The 21,313-nt window shown below is 45.1% G+C and carries 21 protein-coding genes and 1 pseudogene; 13 read left to right on the top strand and 9 right to left on the bottom strand.

Translation table 11 applies throughout. The features are described from left to right. Window positions 1-75: 75 nt before the first annotated feature. The 3 genes and pseudogenes from HGO26_RS21900 to HGO26_RS21895 all read right to left on the bottom strand — a co-directional run. Window positions 76-366, bottom strand: a pseudogene (locus HGO26_RS21900) (TAXI family TRAP transporter solute-binding subunit); the annotation flags it as partial. 279 nt (window positions 367-645) lie between these two features. Continuing rightward, a complete protein-coding gene (locus HGO26_RS22500) occupies window positions 646-768 on the bottom strand; it encodes a hypothetical protein (RefSeq protein WP_105250371.1) in 123 nt (40 codons plus the stop codon). A 365-nt stretch (window positions 769-1,133) separates the two neighbouring features. Beyond that, a complete protein-coding gene (locus HGO26_RS21895; RefSeq protein WP_168827759.1) occupies window positions 1,134-2,630 on the bottom strand; it encodes a helicase HerA-like domain-containing protein in 1,497 nt (498 codons plus the stop codon). Window positions 2,631-2,883: 253 nt separating this feature from the next. Between HGO26_RS21895 and HGO26_RS21890 the strand changes: the two genes are divergently transcribed. From HGO26_RS21890 to HGO26_RS21875, 4 genes are all read left to right on the top strand, one after another. Continuing rightward, a complete protein-coding gene (locus HGO26_RS21890; RefSeq protein WP_247651605.1) occupies window positions 2,884-3,108 on the top strand; it encodes a hypothetical protein in 225 nt (74 codons plus the stop codon). Between the two features lie 11 nt (window positions 3,109-3,119). Next, the gene (locus HGO26_RS21885) at window positions 3,120-3,545 is read left to right on the top strand and encodes a hypothetical protein (protein ID WP_107949438.1); all 426 of its coding nucleotides are present in this window, start codon (window positions 3,120-3,122) and stop codon (window positions 3,543-3,545) included. Between the two features lie 130 nt (window positions 3,546-3,675). Beyond that, entirely contained in the window at window positions 3,676-4,554 is an 879-nt protein-coding gene (gene ypfJ, locus HGO26_RS21880; RefSeq protein ID WP_168827758.1) for a KPN_02809 family neutral zinc metallopeptidase, read from the top strand. A 51-nt stretch (window positions 4,555-4,605) separates the two neighbouring features. After that, on the top strand, window positions 4,606-5,052 hold the full coding sequence (locus HGO26_RS21875) for an NUDIX domain-containing protein (RefSeq protein ID WP_168827757.1): 447 nt from the start codon (window positions 4,606-4,608) through the stop codon (window positions 5,050-5,052). A gap of 25 nt (window positions 5,053-5,077) precedes the next feature. Here the strand turns inward: HGO26_RS21875 and HGO26_RS21870 are convergent, their stop codons facing one another. Together HGO26_RS21870 and HGO26_RS21865 are read right to left on the bottom strand one after the other, a co-directional pair. Beyond that, window positions 5,078-6,277 carry a class I SAM-dependent methyltransferase gene (locus HGO26_RS21870; protein ID WP_168827756.1) on the bottom strand — a complete coding sequence of 400 codons (1,200 nt, stop codon included), beginning with the start codon at window positions 6,275-6,277 and terminating at the stop codon, window positions 5,078-5,080. A gap of 385 nt (window positions 6,278-6,662) precedes the next feature. Beyond that, window positions 6,663-6,809: a hypothetical protein gene (locus HGO26_RS21865; RefSeq protein ID WP_168827755.1), complete on the bottom strand. Its 147-nt coding sequence runs from the start codon at window positions 6,807-6,809 to the stop codon at window positions 6,663-6,665. A gap of 188 nt (window positions 6,810-6,997) precedes the next feature. Here HGO26_RS21865 and HGO26_RS21860 point away from each other — a divergent pair, with 188 nt between their 5' ends. The 3 genes from HGO26_RS21860 (at window position 6,998) to ubiA (ending at window position 11,772) form a co-directional block, all read left to right on the top strand. Continuing rightward, on the top strand, window positions 6,998-7,966 hold the full coding sequence (locus tag HGO26_RS21860; RefSeq protein WP_168827754.1) for a hypothetical protein: 969 nt from the start codon (window positions 6,998-7,000) through the stop codon (window positions 7,964-7,966). A 638-nt stretch (window positions 7,967-8,604) separates the two neighbouring features. After that, a complete protein-coding gene (uvrD, locus tag HGO26_RS21855) occupies window positions 8,605-10,773 on the top strand; it encodes a DNA helicase II (protein WP_168827753.1) in 2,169 nt (722 codons plus the stop codon). A gap of 138 nt (window positions 10,774-10,911) precedes the next feature. After that, the gene (ubiA, locus tag HGO26_RS21850) at window positions 10,912-11,772 is read left to right on the top strand and encodes a 4-hydroxybenzoate octaprenyltransferase (RefSeq protein ID WP_168827752.1); all 861 of its coding nucleotides are present in this window, start codon (window positions 10,912-10,914) and stop codon (window positions 11,770-11,772) included. Window positions 11,773-11,778: 6 nt separating this feature from the next. Here ubiA and torT read toward each other — a convergent pair whose 3' ends face one another. Beyond that, window positions 11,779-12,852, bottom strand: a complete 1,074-nt coding sequence (gene torT / locus HGO26_RS21845; RefSeq protein ID WP_168827751.1) for a TMAO reductase system periplasmic protein TorT — start codon at window positions 12,850-12,852, stop codon at window positions 11,779-11,781. A gap of 333 nt (window positions 12,853-13,185) precedes the next feature. Here torT and HGO26_RS21840 point away from each other — a divergent pair, with 333 nt between their 5' ends. The 4 genes from HGO26_RS21840 (at window position 13,186) to HGO26_RS21825 (ending at window position 17,106) form a co-directional block, all read left to right on the top strand. Then, window positions 13,186-13,581 carry a VOC family protein gene (locus HGO26_RS21840; protein WP_168827750.1) on the top strand — a complete coding sequence of 132 codons (396 nt, stop codon included), beginning with the start codon at window positions 13,186-13,188 and terminating at the stop codon, window positions 13,579-13,581. A gap of 34 nt (window positions 13,582-13,615) precedes the next feature. Beyond that, window positions 13,616-14,665 (top strand): NAD(P)H-dependent flavin oxidoreductase, encoded by a 1,050-nt coding sequence (locus HGO26_RS21835; protein WP_168827749.1) that lies wholly within the window; start codon window positions 13,616-13,618, stop codon window positions 14,663-14,665. Window positions 14,666-14,885: 220 nt separating this feature from the next. Beyond that, the gene (locus HGO26_RS21830) at window positions 14,886-15,803 is read left to right on the top strand and encodes a TlpA family protein disulfide reductase (RefSeq protein WP_168827748.1); all 918 of its coding nucleotides are present in this window, start codon (window positions 14,886-14,888) and stop codon (window positions 15,801-15,803) included. Between the two features lie 223 nt (window positions 15,804-16,026). Beyond that, window positions 16,027-17,106, top strand: coding sequence for an AI-2E family transporter (locus HGO26_RS21825; protein WP_168827747.1), 1,080 nt, complete (start codon window positions 16,027-16,029; stop codon window positions 17,104-17,106). Between the two features lie 11 nt (window positions 17,107-17,117). On the opposite strand, the gene HGO26_RS21820 is transcribed toward HGO26_RS21825, so the two are convergent. Both HGO26_RS21820 and HGO26_RS21815 read right to left on the bottom strand, forming a co-directional pair. Then, window positions 17,118-17,405 (bottom strand): helix-hairpin-helix domain-containing protein, encoded by a 288-nt coding sequence (locus HGO26_RS21820; protein ID WP_168827746.1) that lies wholly within the window; start codon window positions 17,403-17,405, stop codon window positions 17,118-17,120. Window positions 17,406-17,534: 129 nt separating this feature from the next. Then, a complete protein-coding gene (locus HGO26_RS21815) occupies window positions 17,535-19,595 on the bottom strand; it encodes a S9 family peptidase (RefSeq protein ID WP_168827745.1) in 2,061 nt (686 codons plus the stop codon). Window positions 19,596-19,753: 158 nt separating this feature from the next. Here HGO26_RS21815 and HGO26_RS21810 point away from each other — a divergent pair, with 158 nt between their 5' ends. Together HGO26_RS21810 and HGO26_RS21805 are read left to right on the top strand one after the other, a co-directional pair. Continuing rightward, the gene (locus HGO26_RS21810; RefSeq protein WP_168827744.1) at window positions 19,754-20,272 is read left to right on the top strand and encodes a DUF2975 domain-containing protein; all 519 of its coding nucleotides are present in this window, start codon (window positions 19,754-19,756) and stop codon (window positions 20,270-20,272) included. Between the two features lie 2 nt (window positions 20,273-20,274). Continuing rightward, on the top strand, window positions 20,275-20,493 hold the full coding sequence (locus HGO26_RS21805) for a helix-turn-helix domain-containing protein (protein WP_168827743.1): 219 nt from the start codon (window positions 20,275-20,277) through the stop codon (window positions 20,491-20,493). Window positions 20,494-20,566: 73 nt separating this feature from the next. Here the strand turns inward: HGO26_RS21805 and HGO26_RS21800 are convergent, their stop codons facing one another. Further along, window positions 20,567-21,145, bottom strand: a complete 579-nt coding sequence (locus HGO26_RS21800; protein WP_168827742.1) for a nucleoside triphosphate pyrophosphohydrolase family protein — start codon at window positions 21,143-21,145, stop codon at window positions 20,567-20,569. Window positions 21,146-21,313: the final 168 nt, after the last annotated feature.

Raw genomic sequence — 21,313 nt, 5'->3', positions numbered from 1 at the left:
ATGTTTTCACCTAAAGTCATCTACGAGGTAATAATATCACCTCTATTTAGGTGGCCAAAATTAGTGTGCCACTACACCTTGATATGCTGCTGCGACTGAATCACCTAAAGCGAACGCTAATTCACCACGACCCGCTTGCAATAAATTGAGGTTTTCTACTGAGGCTTTAGTTGCTTGAACTGAGGTTTTAGAACCTTCGATTCCTGTGCCGTAGAGTTGCGACAGCGCAACGCCAATAGGGTAATACACACCACTGGTGCCGCCTGTGAGAATGTTGATAAAGGCGGGGGCAGCAGCCATAGCGGCAGCACTGAGTGTGAGAGTCACTGCTGCGCCGACGGCGACAAAACGTTTTTTGATTTTCATTATGAAATATCCTTATTTTTTATAGTGTTATGTAGGGTCTTTCGAGCGGTAAATACCGTAATCAGCTCAATATAACTACATAAAACCTGGAAAAGGTCAATTAGGCTATAGTCGATAGCTGCTACTTTTGTATCACAAAACTGAGATCTGAGACTGTTTTGAGTAAGGTTGTATTGTGAGGTAAAACTTGGTTGGTTCAATGCAGCGGGCAATAAAAAGGGCTAACCTAAGTTAACCCTATTTGTGTTATTAGAGGACAAACCTCCTAATAACAAGACACTATTTAGTGTTATCTAAGAAACCTTTAGTTGCGTTTTTCGCATGTTTTGCTGCTCTTTTCTCTTTAGGAGACATCAGCGGTTGTTTCTTCGATTCTTTACGGTTTTTTTGCTCTTTACTCATATAAAACTCCATGTACTCTTTGGTTATTCATCAGGCTAATCATGTAAGCCGTACTTAATTGAACCTATTCCATGACGTCCTGATTGAAGCGAAATTTTTATCTCGAATTACAACATTTTAAATTACAAATATCTAAAATTATTGATAATTATCTGTGAATTTATTTGCCTCAATGAGCGATTACAGCAAAATAATCTTATCACCGAATTCCGTACCATGATCCATCTATCACTTAGAATAATTAATGCTAATGCTAGCGTTAACCTGTATAAGAAATATGCGAACAAGGACACAGTACCTCTATTTTCGTCATTGTTTGTGGTTTTAGTGGGCCCTAATTGGAGGCTTAACTAAGTACCATATGCCTAACGTCGGCTCGATTTACCTAACATGCCACCTAATATACCGCGCAAAATTTGTTTACCTAATTGGCTTCCAACCGTGCGTGCCGCTTGTTTTGACAAGGTTTCAGCTAACCCTTGACGGCGCTTATTACCAAAAATAAGTTCACTGAACCAACCTTGTTCTTCGGCTTTTTGATCCGTTTGAACATCACTTGCTATGGATGTGGTGTCGCTGGTGGCGTTACCAACTCGCCTTTGGTTAAGGCGTTCGTAGGCCGATTCGCGGTTGATTAACTGATCGTATTTACCTCCAATCGGGCTTTGGGCACGGACTTGTTGTAACTCCTCACTTGTGGCGGGTCCCATGCGGCAACGTGGCGGTGCGATGAGCGCGCGCTCGACCATAGTTGGTACGCCTTTGTCGGCTAACATAGACACTAAGGCTTCGCCTACAGCGAGCTGGGATATGACGTCGCTAACAACCAGTTTGGGGTTAGGCACAAAGGTTTCGGCGGCGGTTTTAACGGCCTTTTGATCCCTTGGCGTGTAAGCTCGCAGGGCATGTTGAATACGATTACCTAATTGTCCGAGAATTTCGCTTGGGACATCATCAGGAAATTGCGAGCAAAAATAAACGCCTACGCCTTTTGAGCGAATTAGGCGCATGATCTGTTCGACGCGTTTTAATAGACTCGGTGGGCAACCCTCAAAGAGTAAATGCGCCTCATCGATAAAAAACACTAGCTTAGGTTTTTCGGGATCGCCGACTTCGGGCAGATTCTCAAATAATTCTGAGAGTAGCCATAGTAAAAAACTTGAATATAAACGGGGAGTTAAAATCAGTTTGTTCGCTGCTAATAAATTGATAATGCCGCGCCCTTGTAAATTAGTGCGCATTAAATCTTCAAGCTGTAACGCGGGTTCACCAAAAAAGTCTTTGCCACCATCGCGCTCTAATCCTAGTACCGAGCGTTGAATTGCTGCGAGGGATTGGGCGCTGATTAAACCATATTTGGCGGAGATTTCTTTGCGTTCCTCGGCAACTAAGGCCAACATGGCCCGCAGATCATCTAAGTCGAGCAGCAATAATCCTTGGTCGTCCGCTAGTTGAAAGACTATGTCTAAAATACCGCTCTGGGTGTCATTCAATTCTAAAATTCGGCCGAGTAAGGTTGGGCCCATTTCGCTGATGGTGGTACGTAGTGGGTGGCCTTGAACGCCCGCTAAATCCCATAACACTACAGGATTGGCTTCGTTGTGATAATCCTCAATGCCAATTTGAGTTGCCCTTTGTAATAGCTTTTCACTTGGAGTGCCGGCCATAGCTAGACCCGAGATATCGCCTTTAACGTCTGTGATAAAAACTGGCACGCCTTGGCGTGAAAAACCTTCGGCAATACTCATCAGCGACACGGTTTTGCCTGTCCCTGTGGCACCGGCAATTAACCCATGGCGATTGGCATACTTAAGATTTAAGTGAACCTGTTGTTCACCTTTTCCTATTAATAGCGTATTCAAAGGCATTCCTTAATGTTAACGGTAGGGCTTATATTGGAATCGTTGCAGCATCCTTATTTTAGCCACTGTGTATTTAATCCACTTTAGTGTCGTCGTTCATGCGTATAAAAATTCATCATTGAGTGTTGGCCTTAGCGTAATTTATGTCAACATGGGGCCTGAATAAGCTTGATATCACTTAGCAAAAATGTGTGATTGGCAATATGGGCGTTACCTATGAATGAGGTGTGTTATTTGGGTCATTCACTGAGGCGTGCTTGATGGTGAAATTCCCTTTGATTATGCTGCTCTTGTTCTTTACTGTGCTGACATCTGCCTGCACCGAATGAGTCAATCTTATGAGCCTATGCGAGATAAACAGCGCTGTGTTGCTGAGGCGGATAAAAGCCGTTATCAGTATGCAAAAGTAAAAGCAGTAGAAGAAAATCAACGGCTGAAAATGGCCAAAGAACAAGCCACTCAAAAATCGTTAATGTAGAAAGGATATCTATGAAAGGTGCGGGCGGAACACAGGGCGGGACGGGACAATTTTTTATGGGTCTTGCCATGATGTGTGGCGGATTTTATTTATTGTTCAATGCAATACAGGTGAGCTCTAGTTTTGGACTGGGCTATGGCTTATATCGAGTGAATGCCTTTGGGCAAGGCATGTCGATTACCACAGGCATGGTGATGCTACCGTTTATTATCGGCATTGTGATGGTGTTTTTTGACGCTAAGAGTAAGTTAGCTTGGCTGTTGAGTTTAGGTTCGCTTACGGCCTTGGTTGTAGGGGTTATCAGCTCGATTCAATTCCACTTTAAATCCATGTCGGCCTTTGAACTTATCGTGATCCTCGTTTTGGCCTTTGGTGGTTTAGGGTTGTTTTTACGCTCACTAAAAGACGCGCCCACAAGCGATACACAAGCGAAATAATCACTAGACACTTAATCACTAGACTCTTAACCGCTAGGCGCTAGAGTGCAAATACGAAATCAGAGTTGTGCATCTAAGCGACTTTAATAGCGGTTTAATGAAAGTTTTAACTACAGAGTGAAGGAATGAGATGCGCTGGCGTGACACTGACAGAAGCTCCAATATCGAAGACAGACGCGGCCAGCAAATGGCATCTGCGGGTGTGCCGAGTGCCTTGTTACTCAGGTTCTTGCCCTTTTTGCTGAGAACTAAACTTGGTCGCGTGGTGTTGCTCATCGGCGGCATTTATATTGCTTTTCAGTATTTTACCGGTGGTCTTTCACTCGACCCGAATACTCAAACTCATCTTAGCCAATCCCAATCTAGCTCAACGACCGTGGTACAGGATGAAAATGCCCAGTTTGTGGCGGCCATTTTAGGCACCACAGAAACCGTTTGGGGCCAGTTACTCAAGGGGCAATATCGAGAGCCTAAGTTAGTGCTTTATCGCAATATGACCTCCACTGGCTGCGGTATGGGACAGGCGCAGTCTGGGCCTTTCTACTGCCCCGCCGATAGCAAGGTGTATATCGATCTTAGCTTTCTTGATGAGCTTAAAACCTTAGGCGCGCCCGGTGATTTTGCCTTTGCCTATGTGATTGCCCACGAAGTAGGCCACCATGTGCAAAACCTGCTGGGCACGAGCACTAAGGTGCGCCAAGCCCAACAATCTGGCAGTAAAGTGCAGGCGAATCAATTGAGTGTCGCGCTTGAATTACAGGCGGATTGCTACGCTGGTATTTGGGGGCATTATGTCAATCAACAACTTAACTTACTTGAAGCGGGCGATTTAGCGGAAGGTATTGCCGCCGCCAGTGCTGTGGGTGACGATCGTCTGCAAAAGATGGCGGGTCGCGCCGTACAGCCCGATGCTTTTACCCACGGCAGTTCGGCGCAGCGGGTGAAATGGTTTAAGACAGGGTTTGATTCGGGTAATCTCGCCAGTTGTAATACCTTTGCGGCGAAGTGATTTTGTTTGATATCTCAAATGCATACCGAATATAAGTGCAAGGATAATTGAGTGGCCTTTAACGACACCTTTAGATTGAGCAGCCACGCGGTTATCACTAATGCGCAGGGACAAGTGCTGTTGCTTAAAGCCAATTATGGTAATTTTGCTTGGGGTTTGCCCGGTGGCGCACTCGAGCCTGGTGAAACGATTCACGAGGCCTTGGTGCGCGAATGCCAAGAGGAATTGGGGTTAAGTGTGTGGGTTAACTATTTGAGCGGCGTGTATTATCACAGCGCCTATCAATCCCAAGCCTTTATCTTTCGTTGTGAATTGCGACTGCCTGATGGGCCTGAGGTGGCAAAAAATGGGGCAGAAGGTGAGCCATTGCCGATCCAATTAAGTCACGAACATTCAGAGTTTGCCTTCCACGATATTGACACCCTTAGCGCGGTTCAGCAGCAAAGAATTAAAGATTGCCTCAATTTCAACGGGATTGTCATGAGCGCAAAGTTTTAATGCTTTGCCAGTAAACCGCCAGCCGTTAATCGGCTTGAGTTTGCGCGAGTAAGGTTTCTAAGCAGTGTTCCTTGATCCCGTAATAGGCTTTAATGTCAGCTATTTGCGCGAGGATTGCGGCGCTGTCTTTCTGATTGTGTTGTGGCTTTTTAACGGCCAAAATCATCTTATTTTTATTGGTATGTTCTAGGCTGATAAATTCAAACACCTTAGTCGCATAACCATTGGCTTCCAAAAATAGTGCACGTAATGAATCCGTTACCATTTCAGCCTGTTGGCCCATGTGCACCCCATATTGCAGCATAGGTTTGAACAACTCTGGGCTGTGCATCTGCGGGCGAATTTGTTTATGGCAGCAAGGCGAACACATGATGATGTCGGCATTGGCGCGAATGCCATAATGAATCGCATAGTCAGTGGCGATATCGCAGGCGTGCAGCGCGATCATCACATCGGTTTGCTTAGGCGCGTGGGTTCTCACATCGCCGCAGACAAACGACAATCCTTGATGATCCAGCGTTGCTGCCGTTTCATTACATAAATCGGCCAAGGCTTGGCGTAATTCCACCCCAGTCACCTGAGCATCATTGTGAAGGCTGTGGCGCAGATAGTCATGGATTGCAAAGGTGAGATAGCCTTTGCCAGACCCAAAATCGACCACATTGATCGGTTGGTCATTCTTGTGGGGTGATGCTTCGAGTGCTTGGCTGAAAACCTCAATAAATTTATTGATTTGCTTCCATTTACGCGACATCGCAGGGATAAGATTATGTTGGCTGTCCGTCACACCTAGCTTGGTCAGGAAAGGCCGTTCGATATCCACAAAACGCTTTTTCTCACGGTCATGTTCTAACGGTGCCGCGACGGCTTGTTTAACGTTATGTGTGCTGATTTGGACTTTGCCTTTTTTGCTGATCTCAAGCTGAACTTCCGCCTGCGCCATGGCTAAGTGGGCGCTCTTAAAATCGCTACCGAGTAACAGTTTTATGCTGGCTAACCCTTCGTCATAACTCAGGTTTTTAGTGATGTGATTCGTCTGGTGTTGATACACAAACGACAGCATAGGTTCATTCTGCAAACTGATCGGCCGAATCGTAATGCGCTGCAGGCTTTTATCTGCACCTCGGTACTTACTCAACAATAGTTTGATCAGACTATTCTTCGCCAAGCTGTCAGCCAAAAGCTGGTAAAAATCATCAAAAGAATTAAGCGCTGAATGGGACATTATTGTTTCCGAAAAAGTAACCAAGAAAAACAGGGTGAGTATTCTAACCGCGATCCGCCGCTACCTAAAGTTATTCTCATCGAGAAGGAGGGTTCAGTTTCGATGCATTACTATCTATTTCAGGTAGTCGTGTTAAGCACAGCCACTCCTGTTACAGTCCCAACTCTTGTTTGAATTATTTAATCAAAGTCAAAGTCGTGGGGCTTCACCCCACACCCGACCAAGGAGGACTGCTCGTCCTATCCTCCTTGGATGCTCCATGACGCCCCCAACGGAGTTGAAAGCCCCTTGTGCTCATTGCCAAATTTGCTATCGCTTCCGAAGGATGCGTCCCTGCACCTGCGAAAGCTAGCTCGCCATCCATGGCGAGACTCACGCAATTTGTCTATTCGCCCTGCGGCAACTCCGAGGGTATGGCGTATTCTTTTGATTTTTGAGTTGTCTGTTTGTCATTAAAAGCATTAAAAAGTTGTGAGTGTCCTGTTTCACCCTTCAATAAACTTTCATAAGCACGAAATTCACCGATTTTCATTCGCGCTTGCCCCGCAAAATTTAACAATGGGTTTCTTGATAAACTAAGTATTGAACGTGATGCGATAGCGGTGATAACTTACTGCCATATATTAAATAATTATACCCTTAAGGCTCAAGCTCAAGCGTATTTCTATTTGGGTTTAACGAGAAGTTAGGGTAAAGCGCTGTTAGCCCTCTTGGAGGAACATGAGCACTCTCCTAGTTTACATTGATCAGAATATTATCGGGCTGCAGCAGCAAGGCTTAATTGAGCTATCTAAGAGAGATGACATTATTTGGGTTTACTCAAAAGAGCATTTCGCAGAAATGAGACGTTCCGATCATCCAGAAAAATATTTAGACATACTTAATGATATTGGCGCTAAATTCTTGGATCTTATTCTGGATGAAAACTGGAAAATTACAGGTGAAGCAAAGTTGTTCGAGCTGGGAACTCCACACCAGTATTACGAAAACTATATTGAGGCAATGGGAGACGTTCATTTTGACGAATCAATTTTTGACCCATTCCAAGTATGGGTTAACGGTGGAGGAGATGAAGGTCCACTTAGAGATTTATCTGCTAATGTTGCAAAGCAAATTCACCAACTAATGGCTGGATTGCCCTTCGATACTAGCGAAATTACTGAAAAGGCAGAATCTATAAAACCCAAATTCGACTCAATCATTGATGAAATGATTTCGATTGGGAATGATATTCAAAAAACAAGATCAGCTTTTGGTGATGAGAAAGGTACTATTGGTTCCATTTCAGGTAAAAAACAAATAGAGAAAATCTGGGAACTAATATCTCCCGCAATGGGTGAAGCAAATATTAGCTGCGATCAATTTTTTGGTTTTGATTCTATTGATAAGCAAGGTTATGAATCGTGGCCGATGTACCTTGGAATAGTTGGATGTAACGCTGTGCTGGATATATTGGGATTTCAAGCTGAAAAGAAATGTAGGAAAATTAGCAAAATTCACAATGTTAAGAGCGATGCTGGTCACATAGGGATGGGAGCATATTGCTCAGCGATTCTATCTGAGGATAAGCGTTTAATTAGACGAGCAAAAGCTATATATGAATATAAAAATATAGGTACGGCGGCAATATTAGTCGAACGAATAACTAACAAGTCACAGCAGCCAAATGCTGACGTGTCGGAGGATTGAATTTTTATCGATTGTCTAATGGACGTTGCTCCCAATTTTAATTCACTTTAGTTCGAAAAAAGACTGACGACTGCAAAGACCGGACAGGCATCTTTTTCACTGTAGCTACAGTGTCGGCTATTTTTTGAATCCAAGCTTCAATAGATATGTCTGTTGAGATTGCCGCCCAGTCTTGTTATCGCAATCCGCTTTGATTCAGTTATAAAAGCGGGAATAAAGATAAGGGGGGCCACTTTTCGCCTTCTATCTTTGCTGACTAGCAGAGTTACGCAAAGGTTAATAGGATTAAGCACTGTCATGGAAGTGACCGTTGACGGCATGGATGCCGTCGTCGAGCCTATAGGGATATATTCACGGCGAGTCACTGAAATGACATTGTTTAATCCTTATTGAAGGTGATGAAGAACCTTGCTTTGCATCTAAAAGGTTTAATAAGCCATCTATTCCTAAATTTTCATTATCTAGCAAAGTGTTAGTCAGCCAAGCTACTCATATCTGCGTAAGCGAGATTAGGCATTGCGGCACTCTTGCAAGCCAGTGCAATGCAAGATACAGCAACATATCATTCGTCTTGTGGATCAAACGCGCAGGCTGGTTTTCTTCTGTTATAATGCCCCCTCGATTTTTTGGAGGCGAGAATGGACGTATCTTCTTTACTAGACGGCCTGAATGACAAGCAGCGCGAGGCTGTCGCGGCACCGCAATCTAGCATGTTAGTGTTGGCGGGCGCGGGCAGTGGTAAAACTCGGGTGTTGACCCACCGCATTGCGTGGCTGATGCAGGTTGAACAGCAGAGTCCTTACTCGATTCTTGCGGTGACATTTACCAATAAAGCTGCGGCCGAGATGCGCGAGCGAGTTGAAAAAGTCGCTGGCACCAATATGGGCCGCATGTGGATTGGCACTTTCCACGGTTTGGCGCATCGTTTGTTACGCACTCACTTCCAAGATGCGGGTTTACCGCAAAGCTTCCAAATCCTCGATTCTGACGATCAAGTACGCTTGATCAAACGTATTCTAAAAAGCCTTAATTTGGATGAGAAACAATATCCTCCACGCCAAGCTCAGGGTTATATCAATGGTAAAAAAGACCAAGGATTACGCCCTAAACATATCGATGCGGGCGGTTTTCCGCTTGAGCAAAATCTGTTAAAAATCTATCAGGTTTATCAAGAGTCTTGCGACCGCGCTGGTTTAGTCGATTTTGCCGAAATCCTATTACGTGCCCATGAGTTATGGCTCAATAAACCGCACTTATTGGCCCATTATCAAGACAGATTCAAGCATATTTTGGTGGACGAGTTCCAAGATACCAACGCGATCCAATATGCGTGGATCCGCGTGCTTGCCGGTCAAACTGCCAATGTGATGATAGTGGGTGATGACGACCAATCGATTTACGGCTGGCGTGGTGCTCAGGTTGAAAACCTACATAGATTCTTAAAAGATTTCCCGAGTGCGACCACGATTCGCCTCGAGCAAAACTATCGTTCTAAGGGCAATATTCTTAAAGCGTCCAACGCCTTAATCGCCAATAACCCAGAACGTATGGGCAAAGAGTTGTGGACGGATGAAGCCGATGGAGATCCGATTTCGCTCTATTGCGCCTTTAATGAAATGGACGAGGCGCGCTTTATCGTCGGTCGAATTAATGATTGGCACGAAAAGGGCGGCAACCTCAGTGATTGTGCGATTTTATATCGTTCTAACGCTCAATCGCGGGTATTGGAAGAAGCCTTGTTACACAAAGGCTTAGCTTATCGCATCTACGGCGGTTTACGCTTCTTCGAACGCCAAGAAATTAAAGATGCTATGGGTTACCTGCGGCTGATTAATAACAAAGACGACGATGCGGCGTTCGAGCGTGTGGTGAATACGCCGCCCCGTGGTATTGGCGATCGCACTTTGGATATTTTGCGCTCCACGGCGCGCCAGCATGAGTTAACCTTGTGGCAGGCGAGTGTGCGTTTGCTCGACGAGAAAGTGCTCGCGGGTCGCGCAGCAAATTCTGTGCGTGGTTTCATGGACTTAATCATGACGATGCGTGAAGACACTCAAGATATGGTGCTGTATCGCATGGCCGATACAGTGATCCAAGCGTCGGGCCTTAAGGCAATGTATGAAGCCGAAAAGGGTGAAAAAGCCCACGCTAGAATCGAAAACTTAGAAGAACTCGTCACGGCGGCGCGTACTTTTGAGCTACCAGAAGAGCTGGAGGACATGGGCGAACTTAACGGTTTCCTATCCCACGCGGCGCTCGAAGCGGGCGAGGGCCAAGCCGATGCCTTTACCGATGCGGTGCAGCTAATGACGCTGCATTCTGCCAAAGGGTTAGAGTTCACTATGGTGTTTATGGCGGGTGTCGAAGAAGGGATTTTCCCGAGTAAAATGGCGCTCGAAGAGGGCGATAGACTCGATGAAGAACGCCGTCTCTGCTATGTGGGCATGACCCGCGCCATGGAAAAACTCTACATAACCTATGCGGAATCGCGGCGCATTTATGGCCGCGAAGATTACGCTCGGCCGTCGCGTTTTATCAAAGAGATCCCGCCGCAATATGTGGATGAAATCCGTCTTAAGGCGCAGGTTTCAACGCCGATGGCGAATAATCGTTTCAGCGCACAAAAATCGGCTGCCACAAACGATACGGGCTTTAACGTCGGCCAACGAGTCAATCACCCTAAATTTGGTGAAGGTAAAGTGACCAACTTTGAGGGCAGCGGTGCCCAAGGGCGAGTACAAGTGAGCTTTACTGACTTTGGCAGCAAGTGGTTAGTGGTGGCTTACGCTCGGTTAGAGGCGCTTTAATGCCAGCCCTGAACGCGATAAATGTCAGCTTTTTATGACACGATTTCAGGGCGTAAATTCGCATCGGGAGAAGCATGGGTATATGATGCTAATCCAGAAACCGAGTGGAAACTTGAGGGTATTGGGAGTACCTAGTTAATGAATTTAAAGCAGAAGTGGGATGTGTATTCCCGTCTTACTCGAATCGACCGTCCCATAGGTACGCTATTGTTGATGTGGCCATGCTTGATGGCGTTGATGTTAGCGGCGGGTGGTATGCCCGATCTTAAGGTATTGATCATCTTTATTATTGGCGTGGTGATCATGCGTGCCTGTGGCTGCATTATTAACGACTATGCCGATCGCGATCTCGACTCTTTTGTGGAACGTACTAAATCTCGGCCGCTGGCCAGTGGTGAAATCAGCACTAAAGAAGCCTTGATACTGTTCGTCGTTTTAGGTTTGTCTGCTTTTGGTTTAGTCTTATTACTCAATGGATTAGTGGTTAAATTATCCGTTGTTGGTATTATCCTCACGATCATTTATCCCTTCACTAAACGCATCACCAATATGCCGCAGATGTTTCTAGGCGTGGTGTGGAGTTGGTCTATCCCTATGGCTTACGCCGCGCAGACGGGTGAAGTACCTATCGAGGCTTGGTGGTTATTTGCGGCCAATTGGTTTTGGACTGTCGCCTACGATACCATGTATGCCATGGTCGATAGGGATGATGATTTAAAGGTGGGCATTAAATCCACTGCAATTTTGTTCGGTAAATATGACCGCCAAATCATAGGTTTATTTCAGCTTGCTGCGCTGGCTTGTTTTATCGCCGCCGGTTGGAGCGCCGATCGTGGTTTACTCTATGGCCTAGGTTTACTGACTTTTGTCGGCTTTAGTACTTACCAGCAAATGCTGATCTTTGACCGCGAACGAGCCCCTTGTTTTAAAGCGTTTCTCAATAACAATTGGGCTGGACTCGCATTATTTGTTGGGCTGGGCGCCGATTATTTAGTTTAGTGAGCATTATTTTTGCTGTGGTAGATCCTGATGGATCATCCACTGATTCTGTGGCGCTAATATTTGTTCTAAATCAATCTGGTGGATGTTGTCTTGGGAGATGACCTTGATAACTGGGCTCACTCTGTGGGGATAAGGCGCACCTTCGAGTGCGCGTATTGCGAGATCGATGGCAATCCGAGCCTGCAATACTGGTGAGTCGCTGACCGTCGCGAGTAACTGTTTTTTCTGCACTAATTCTATGGTCTGTGCATTCGAGTAGAACGCGATGACCTTTCCCGTTTTATTCCTACGCCCGTCTAAATAGCGCGCCGCGAAAGTGGCGGCAACTGCATTGGCGATCACATAATCTACACTTTGTTTAGTAAGCACTTTTCGCACTAAATCAGCTTGAATAAATAACTCCGTAGTACCAAACCCTCCTTCAATTGTGTCGAACTCTTGTTTGGTTGCCGCCCGCCTAAATCCTTGTTCCGCCGCCATAACCCAAGAGGCGTCCTTAGGACCTGGAAACCAAGCAACTTTAAGTTTCGCAGGCGCTTTATCGACAGGGTCTCGTTGCTGCGATGCAATATACTCAATCGCCGCCGCAGACATATCTTCAAAGCTGACTAAGGAGCGACTCGTGAGTTTGTCGGTCGCGATACCATTCACTAAATCAATAACAGGAATGCCCGCAGCAGAGAGTTGTTCGATATCCGCAATCAGTCCATCTGCCGTATTGGCAGCAATAATATAGGCTTGAGCTTTGAGGGCTTGGCAATCATAGAGTTGTTGTTTTTGTTGCTCAATATTGTCATATCCTCCAGCATCATAAATGCCGAGAGTTACACCTTGGCGCTCGGCTTCCTGCGATAACCCAAAGGCGACACCCCACCAATATTGGTCTTTACCATGGGGAAGTAAGGCGCAGATCCGCCATGCTTTATTGGCTTGAGTGAGTGGTGTGTATGCCGTTTTTTTGCCGTCAGCAATCACATCGGCGGGATACCAAGTTGCCTGCACTGCAAAGGCGAAACTATAGAGGATTAAGGTGAGGCAAATCCTGAGAGAGTAAGCGAAGAATGCAGTAAAGTGCATAGTATCATCATGTTAAGTTAACAATAGATTAAGCATAGATGAATGATCCATAGTTGCTAAGTCGATGCTAAATAAAGCTGATTTATTCTTAATAACCAGTGCCATGAAGTGTTATGGCACTTTTATGATGGGCTGCAGAGTGGTTGAAATTGTAGGGGGCGTATTACATTAGCAGGCTTTACGCTTTGACTTGTTCACTGAATGCTTAAGTTTACATTTCACGCTTCAGGCTTAATTGCTACTGCTGGTTTTCGCCATAGTGCTTAGTCTATAGTCATTGGCTAATAGTGGTTTTTTATGATCAATTTCATGCTTAGGTAACAAGGAATCGTTATGTTTATTCCGTCAGGATTTGCACGGGTTAGCCCGTATATGATGATCGCTGATGCCGATAGTTTAGTGGTTTTTTTACAGCAAGCCTTTGATGCTAAAGCGCTACATATTTCCCGTCGGGCTGATGGCAAAATAGCTAATGCACAGATGCAAATCGGCGACTGTTTATTTATGTTGAGTGAGGCGAGTGAAGCTTTTCCGCCTATGCCCGCATCCTATTATTTATATGTGGAAAATGCCGATAAAACGGTGGCTCAGGCACTCTTCGCTGCGGGTGAATTAGTGATGGAAGTGGCGAATATGCCCTATGGCGATCGCCAAGGTGGAGTGCGGGATCCCGTGGGCAATCTGTGGTGGATCTCCCAGCGTTTAACCGCGGGGCCATATCAGGATTGAGCATCAAGTGATAACAAGTCAAAGGAGGTGATGTATGCCGTGCCAGTTAACCCGATTATTTGGAATCGAATTACCGATTATTCAAGCGCCGATGGCGGGTGTTCAGGGCAGTGCCTTAGCTATAGCTGTGTCGCAAGCGGGGGCGTTGGGATCTTTGCCCTGCGCCATGTTATCCCTCGAAGCCTTAGATACCGCCTTGACACATATTCGCACCCAGACGGCTAAGCCCATCAATGTAAACTTCTTTTGTCATTATGAACCTGAACCGCAAGCAGCGAAACAAGCCGCATGGCTTAATCAACTCGCGCCTTATTTTTCTGAGTTGGGTGTCAATCCTGATAGCCAAACCGTGGGGGCACAACGCGCGCCATATACCAGCACCCAGGCTGCAGTGTTAGCTAAATTTAAACCTGAGGTGGTGAGTTTTCATTTTGGCTTACCGAATGAAGATTTGTTGCTGGAGATAAAGTCTTGGGGTTCAAAAATCATTTCGACAGCGACAACTGTAGAAGAAGCACTATGGCTAGAAGCGCGTGGTGCGGATGCCATTATTGCGCAGGGTTTAGAGGCCGGAGGTCACAGGGGGCATTTTTTATCCGATGATTTAACCGAGCAGTTAGGCACTTTTAGTCTATTGCCGCAAATCATTGCCGCCGTTGATATTCCTGTTATTGCAGCGGGTGGCATAGTCGATGCAAAGACAGTGCGCGCTGCTATGGCGATGGGCGCTTCGGCGGTGCAAGTGGGGACGGCATACTTACTCTGTCCCGAATGCACCACCAGTGATATTCACCGTGCCGCCCTGCAAAGTGAGGCCGCGCAGCATACGGCTCTGACTAACTTATTCACCGGTCGACCCGCCCGTGGAATTATGAATCGTTTTATGGCAGAACTTGGCCCCATCAATAATGCCGCCCCTGATTTTCCGCTCGCCTCAAGTGCCGTCGCAGTATTGCGAAGTGCCGCTGAACAACAAGGATTTGGTGATTTTAGCCCACTTTGGTGTGGCCAAAATGCAACAGGCTGTCAGGCGATTCCCGCCGCAGAGCTGACGAGGCAATTGGCGTTAGGTTTGATGGTCTAAGATATTGTTGGATAGGTTATTAATACTCATTGTTATGCTCATCAAGGCTTACATTTAATATGGCTAAATTAGTGGCTTGTTAGTTTATACTCGTCGTTTAAGGTTGGTTGTTGGTGAGACTACCGCTTCTTTGAAATTATGTTTTTTCTGTACAAATGGCTGCAAATCACTAGCCCTATAGTCGTGGGTGCGAGTGATCTATAGATTTAAGGAAAACAATATGTTGTTACGTAAAATCATTGTTATGTGCCTTGCCGTTATGAGTTTTGCTACGTTTGCGGGCAATAAAACCTATCAAGATATCGCACTTAAAACCTATCCAGAGCAGCAGCAAGTGACTTTAGCCAGTGTTGCGGGTGACAAGCCGATATACCTAAAGTTTTGGGCAACCTGGTGCCAACCTTGTATGGAGCAAATGCCGCATTTTGAAACCCTGCAGAAGAAATATCAGGACAAGATTAATATCGTCGCGGTGAACATCAATATTAATGAAGAGGAGCCTAAGATTGCTGACGTTATCGCGCGTTTCGGGCTCACTATGCCCGTGTGGTTGGATAATGAAGGCGAGCTGGGTGTGGCTTTAGGTTTGGTCGGTACACCCTATAGTGTATTAATCAATCGTGCTGGTGATGTGGTTTACACTAGCCATGAGTCTGATGCCAATTTAGATAAATTTATCGATATGTTGGCGAATGGCCAAGAGTTGACTGCGCAGACAACGGAGGCACCCAGTGCCGAACAAACAGCTAAGTTACTGAAATCTTGGGAACAAGGTGAGCATTTACTTTTTTTCACCGCAACATGGTGTGATTGGTATTTGGCTGATAGCCGCCCAGAAATGTCTAAAGAGTGTATTGCCGTTCAAAAAGGTTTAAATAATCTCGCGCAAAAAGTGCCTAATAAATCGTGGCACGGTGTGGTCAATCACTTGTGGACAGACAATAAAGCGCTCGAAGATTTTAAGCAGCTTTATCAAACTCAAGTCGATTTTAGTATCGATGAATTAGGTGTGTTATTTAATCATTTTAAAATCCGCAATATTCCTACTTTACTGTGGGTTAAGGATGGTAAAGTTATTCAGCGTATTTCCGATTTTAGCCAGCCAGAGAAAGTAGTTGAGCAGCTTTCGGCTCAATAAGCTCATTCCAAATGTTAGGCCTTTGATAGATATCTAAAGGCCTTTTGTCTTCAAAGATTGAATAGATACACAGCTCAATATTCGGTGTTAAAGTCATTGCCCATGGGAAGCACTGCGCAATAAACTGATTCGTAGAACGAGTTGGTTAAGCGTTAACCTTGTCTGGTAATGCAGAGTGTTTTCCATTTTATCGTTGAATTTTATTGTGGGGGGTTTTAGCACTATGACGCCGATTTTCAGTAATGCCGCTATTGGCCGTAGTTTGTTGGTTTTGCTCTTGTGTGCTGGCGTATTCTTTTTTATCGATTTTTTAGTGCCCGCCTTAGCTGCATTGATTGTGTGTTTTTCAAGTTGGCCTCTCTATCAAAAACTATTGGCAAAATGCGGTGGTCGCTCGGCGTTGGCGGCAACCATTGCCCTGTGTTGTATTGTGCTCGGGCTGATTATTCCGCTGGTGTTTGTATTTTCCTATGCGTTACAAGAGATTAGAACTTGGGTTGATTGGTTGGTGTTCACTAACCAACATGGTTCGCCCGTGCCCTTGTGGATCAAAGACTTGCCTTGGATGGGCGAATGGTTAACCCTGCAATGGCAGCAGTTTATTGGTGAACCCCATGAATTAGGCCAAATTATCAGTGCCATTAGTGGCCAGAATTTGAGTGGCATTTCCCGTTGGGTGCTGCAATTGGGTTGGAATACTTTAGGGTTGTTGTTGACCTTACTTTTTATGCTGATCACTTTGTTTTTCCTCTATAAAGATGGTCCGCAAGTGGCTAAACAGTTGGATATCGTGGGTGAGCGAGTGCTGCCTGCTCGCTGGCATAGTTTTTCCCGTGTGGTGCCTGCAACAGTCAGTTCTACCGTGATAGGTATGACGCTTATCGCAATTGGTGAGGGCATAGTGCTGGGGATTGCCTATTGGATTGCGGGAGTACCTTCGGCCGTGGCTTTTGGGGTGTTAACCGCCTTTATGGCCTTGGTTCCTGGCGGCGCGCCAACCATGTTTACCTTGATTTCACTCTACCTTGTCGGCACTGGCGATATGACGGCGGGGGTCGGCTTGTTTCTTTGGGGCAGCATAGAGTTGTTTATTGTCGATAAAACCTTAAGGCCTAATCTTGTCGGTGGGCCGATTAAATTGCCTTTCTTACCGACTTTTTTCGGTTTGATCGGCGGCGTAAAAACCATGGGTTTTGTCGGTTTGTTTGTTGGTCCAGTATTGATGGCCCTGCTGGTGGCTATTTGGCGTGAGTGGTTAAGGGAAGAGCCCGAAACGATAATGGGTAAACAGGAGGATAAATAGTCGCTAAAGCTTCATTTCTCTAAGGTATTTTTGCGCTCATCGGTGTAAAACCACCAAGGTTTAGGATCTTCACCTGCCATAAAACGGGTGATGGAGATAAACACATCGAGCATACAGGGGTCGTGTCTCTGGCCCGTTTTGTCGCACAGCGTTTGATACAGCTCGTAGGGGTTTCTATCTAACAACTGCTCAGGCTTATCTATGCCAAGCAAACGTAAATCCGCCGCACAGGCTTTGCCAATATTGGGTAAATCAGTCAATTGCTTAACCTCGGCACGCACGACTTTTGCTGGATTCATTTTTATCTCTTGGGGTGTAGTCATACTTGATAGATTAGTCTATTGGCCCACAGTTAACCGCGTTAACCTGTTAAGATATTTCGCCTTCCTTGGCAAAATTGGTGTAGCACTTCTAACGCTTTATTAAGGTTACAGTTTTTCTATATCAACATTTAAGCTATTAAGATGTTCAAGCAAAGCTGGATTGACATTATTATCCACTTTTCCGCCTAAGTACTTACCAAAGAAACGTTCAGTCGCAATTATCGAGGCGAGCTTGTTGGCACGTTTGATAAATCCATGACCTTCATCTTTGGCGAGTAAGTATTCAACGGGTAACGATTTTTGGTACATTTTTTTCGCAATATTATCTGATTCAACTTGAGTCACTCGCGGATCATTCGCTCCTTGGATAAGCATCAGCGGTGCTTTTATGTTATCGACAAAATTAATTGGGGAGCGGTTCTCCATATCTTGTTTTTGTTCAGGAATTAACGGGTCTCCCACTGATTCAAACCATTGACCTAAATAGGGGCGCCAGTAATCGGGGAAAGACGCCATTAGCGTGACTAAGCTTGACGGCCCCACATAGGCGATCACGGCTTGGTAAAGATCTGGGGTAAAAGTCGCGCCGGATAAAGCCGCATAACCACCGTAAGATGCGCCAAAGATCCCCAAGCGATTTTTATCCGCAATCCCTTGTTCGACCAAGTAATTTGCACCATCAGTCAGGTCATCTTGCATACTGCCAGTGCCCCAATTGTTATTGCCTAAGTTGAGGAAGTGTTTGCCAAATCCTGTCGATGCGCGAAAGTTTGGCTGTAACACGGCATAACCACGATTTGCATAGAACTGAGCAATCGCATGGAAGTAACCCGAGTCTAGCGCCCAGTAGTCCCGAGCCCAAGGGCCGCCATGGGGCAGAATGATGGTGGGTAAATTGCGCTGGTTTCCCTTTGGTAATGTCAAATAAGCCTGAATTTTTACACCATCCCTTGCGGTATAGACTAGGGATTGTCTGGGTGATAGCAGTTCTGCTTGTATGCTTGGAGGAATATCCGCGAGTAAGTGGATATCACCATTAATGGCATTGTATTGGTAATCTAAGCTCGATGCCCTATCGCTCGCGACGTTGATCTGCCAGAGATTATTTTTCTCGTTACGTTCGGTAATGGTTATTTCAACATCTTGATTAAAATGCCTATTGATCACATCCCAGTGCTTAGCAAACTCAGTATCAAGTGGATAGGTTCTTAAGCGACCGCCGTAATAGGAAATGGCTAAAGGTTCACCAGCATCGTTAAACAATACCTGATAAACATCCGCTTCATCCTTAGGATCTTTATGTAAGGTTTCATATTTTCCCGTCATAAGATCAACTTTGAGCAGTTGTTGTTTATCCCGCTCACCGATGTTGGCACTGATATAGGCGAGTTTTTTCGCATCGTTTACTTTTAAGATATCAATGCTTTCACCCTTAGCTGTGTGGATTATTTTACGCCAAGTGCCATCAATGAGTGCGTAGAGGCTATAGCTGTTATCTAGATTAGTGCTACTGCCAATAACGGGATGCCCTTGTTTATTAAACTTCATTTGCACCAAGTTTAAGTTGTTTTCAAAAATAGGCGTTAGCTTGCCATCATGGGTGTTGAGCCAATAGATATCCATCCGACTCGATTCATCGTGGTTCGCCATCACAACCAGCTGCTCAGGGTTATCCTTGGGCTGTTCCATGACGCTGTATTTCACCTTGTCATTGTGCGTCAGTTGCTGCTCTTTTGGCTCTATTTTGCCTTGGGAAGTTTCAAAGCTGAGTTTAAAAATTTGGGTGTTTTCATTTCCCCCTTTATCTTTCATAAAAAAGAGTTCGTTACTGTTGGATGACCATTCAAATTCTTTAATAGGTTCAATGGACTGCGTTAAGAGTGTCGCACTTGCAAGATCGCTTTTATCCGCCATTACATAAATATTGCTCGCACCTTGGTATTCCTTTGTGAAGGCTAACCATTTACCGTCGGCGGACATTTTTAAATGGTGAATATTTTGCTCATTGAAAAAATCTTCGATGGGAATGAGCGGCACTTGGGCTTGCTGGCTGTTAAGCCTATCCGTATTGGCTTTTTGCTCAGTGGTTGAGGCTGAACAGCTTGCGAGTAGCATAGCGGCAATAGCAGCACTGCATAACTGGCTTGTGAAGGAGGATAATCGCATTGTTGTAACCTCGAGTTGTTAGAAGTGACATCATGTTAATACGAAAATTAATTATCGTAAAACAATAAAATTATATTTCTTTGCAATATATTTTACCGAACGAGTATACTAGCCAAGGTTAAAGAGCACTGGGATTGGATTAAATTTAGGATTGAGTGATGAATAAAAACATAGAAAAGTTAATAAAAATCAGTGCATTTTTACGGTGGGTGATTTTGTTGGCCGCTACGATTGTGGTGGTGTATCTGGGTTATAGCTACTTAGTCCATGATGAGATACGTTTTGGATCGAATAATGGATTGTTCCAAGCGCTATGGGTATCGCCTGATGCGAGTCAAACCCTGTTGCTGTTAATGTTAAGTCCATTGTTTATCACGTTTTTACTGGGGGTTTATTGGCTGCAAAAATTATTAGCCTACTATCAAGACGGCTTGTTTTTTAGCGACGAAAGTATGCATTGTTATCTGTGGTTGGTTTGGCTTAAGGTTGCCGCCTTAGTGATAGAGATACTGCAAACCTTAGGCGTAGGTTACTATCACAAGTCGCTTTTTGAGGATACTCGTATCGACTTGGCGCTCGATTTTGGCAATATCACCACGATTTTATTGATGTTGCTGATTGTTTATTTGCTTAAAGCTGCCCGAGATTTTGAGGCAGAAAACAAAGAGTTTGTGTAATTTTGGACATTATCGTTAATTTAGACGTCATGATGGCGATACGGAAGGTGAGTTCTAAGGAGCTTGCCAAAGCGGTTGGCATTACCGAAGCGAATTTATCCCTGCTAAAACGCGGCAAGGTGAAAGGCGTGCGTTTTGAAACACTGGCGAGTATTTGTGAGTACCTGTCGTGCCAGCCTGGGGATATTTTAGAATATCGTAAGAGTGATACATTGGACTGAGTTCTGCCGTTTTAGCCTTGTTCAACACATCCTAGGACGCACTTAGTTAAGTGCTATCCTAGGCCTGCCGTGGTTAGGCTTTAACCAGTGTAGTCAGATCCGCTGGGCGGTAGTAAACCGATTTTAGTACCTTACCTTGGCGAACCACTTTACCTGCCATTTCAACATCTTTAGCGCATTTGGCTATGATGAAATCACCTTGCTGACTACCGACAATTTCAACACCTTGCTTGGCATAGAAGGCAATGGTCTCGGCCAGTTCTTGCTCGTTACGGCACACTTTACTCATATTGCTCGAGTGGACTTCATCCCAGCAGCTAATAAAGTCGATTTCACGGTTTTGAGCCACACAAAGCAATAAGTCAATCAGGTAACTGATTTCGAGTCTGTCGGTCATGGCTTGTGCGCCTAAATGCACTAAACGCCCCATTAACACATACACAGAATCGACGATGGCATCGGCTTGCTCGATACGGCTATCTGCTTCGGCTAGTTCAGTTAACTCTTCAATAATCAATGAAGTATGTAAGGTATCGGCCTTGTCATCTAAAGAATCAATATCATTAACGGGCAAGTCGAAGGTGCTACGAAACTCACTGATATCACGATATAAGTGGTCATAAATAGGTTGAGTTAAGCGGGTGAGTTTCATCTGATTTGCCTTGAAATAAAGAATTTGGCGGCAATTTTAAAGAAATGCGTCGCAGAATACAAAGATGGGGTAGAGATAAAAATACCCGCAGCCAAATAGGCGGCAGCGGGTTTCGGTAAATTTTGGCGGATGACCGAACGGAGAAATATATTGTGAGTCTGTGTTACT

This window comes from Shewanella oncorhynchi (assembly GCF_012584455.1).
In the GTDB taxonomy this organism is placed as follows: domain Bacteria; phylum Pseudomonadota; class Gammaproteobacteria; order Enterobacterales; family Shewanellaceae; genus Shewanella; species Shewanella oncorhynchi.
The sequence above is the reverse complement of the archived record's forward strand: the minus strand, read 5'-3'. Positions and strand labels throughout refer to the sequence as shown.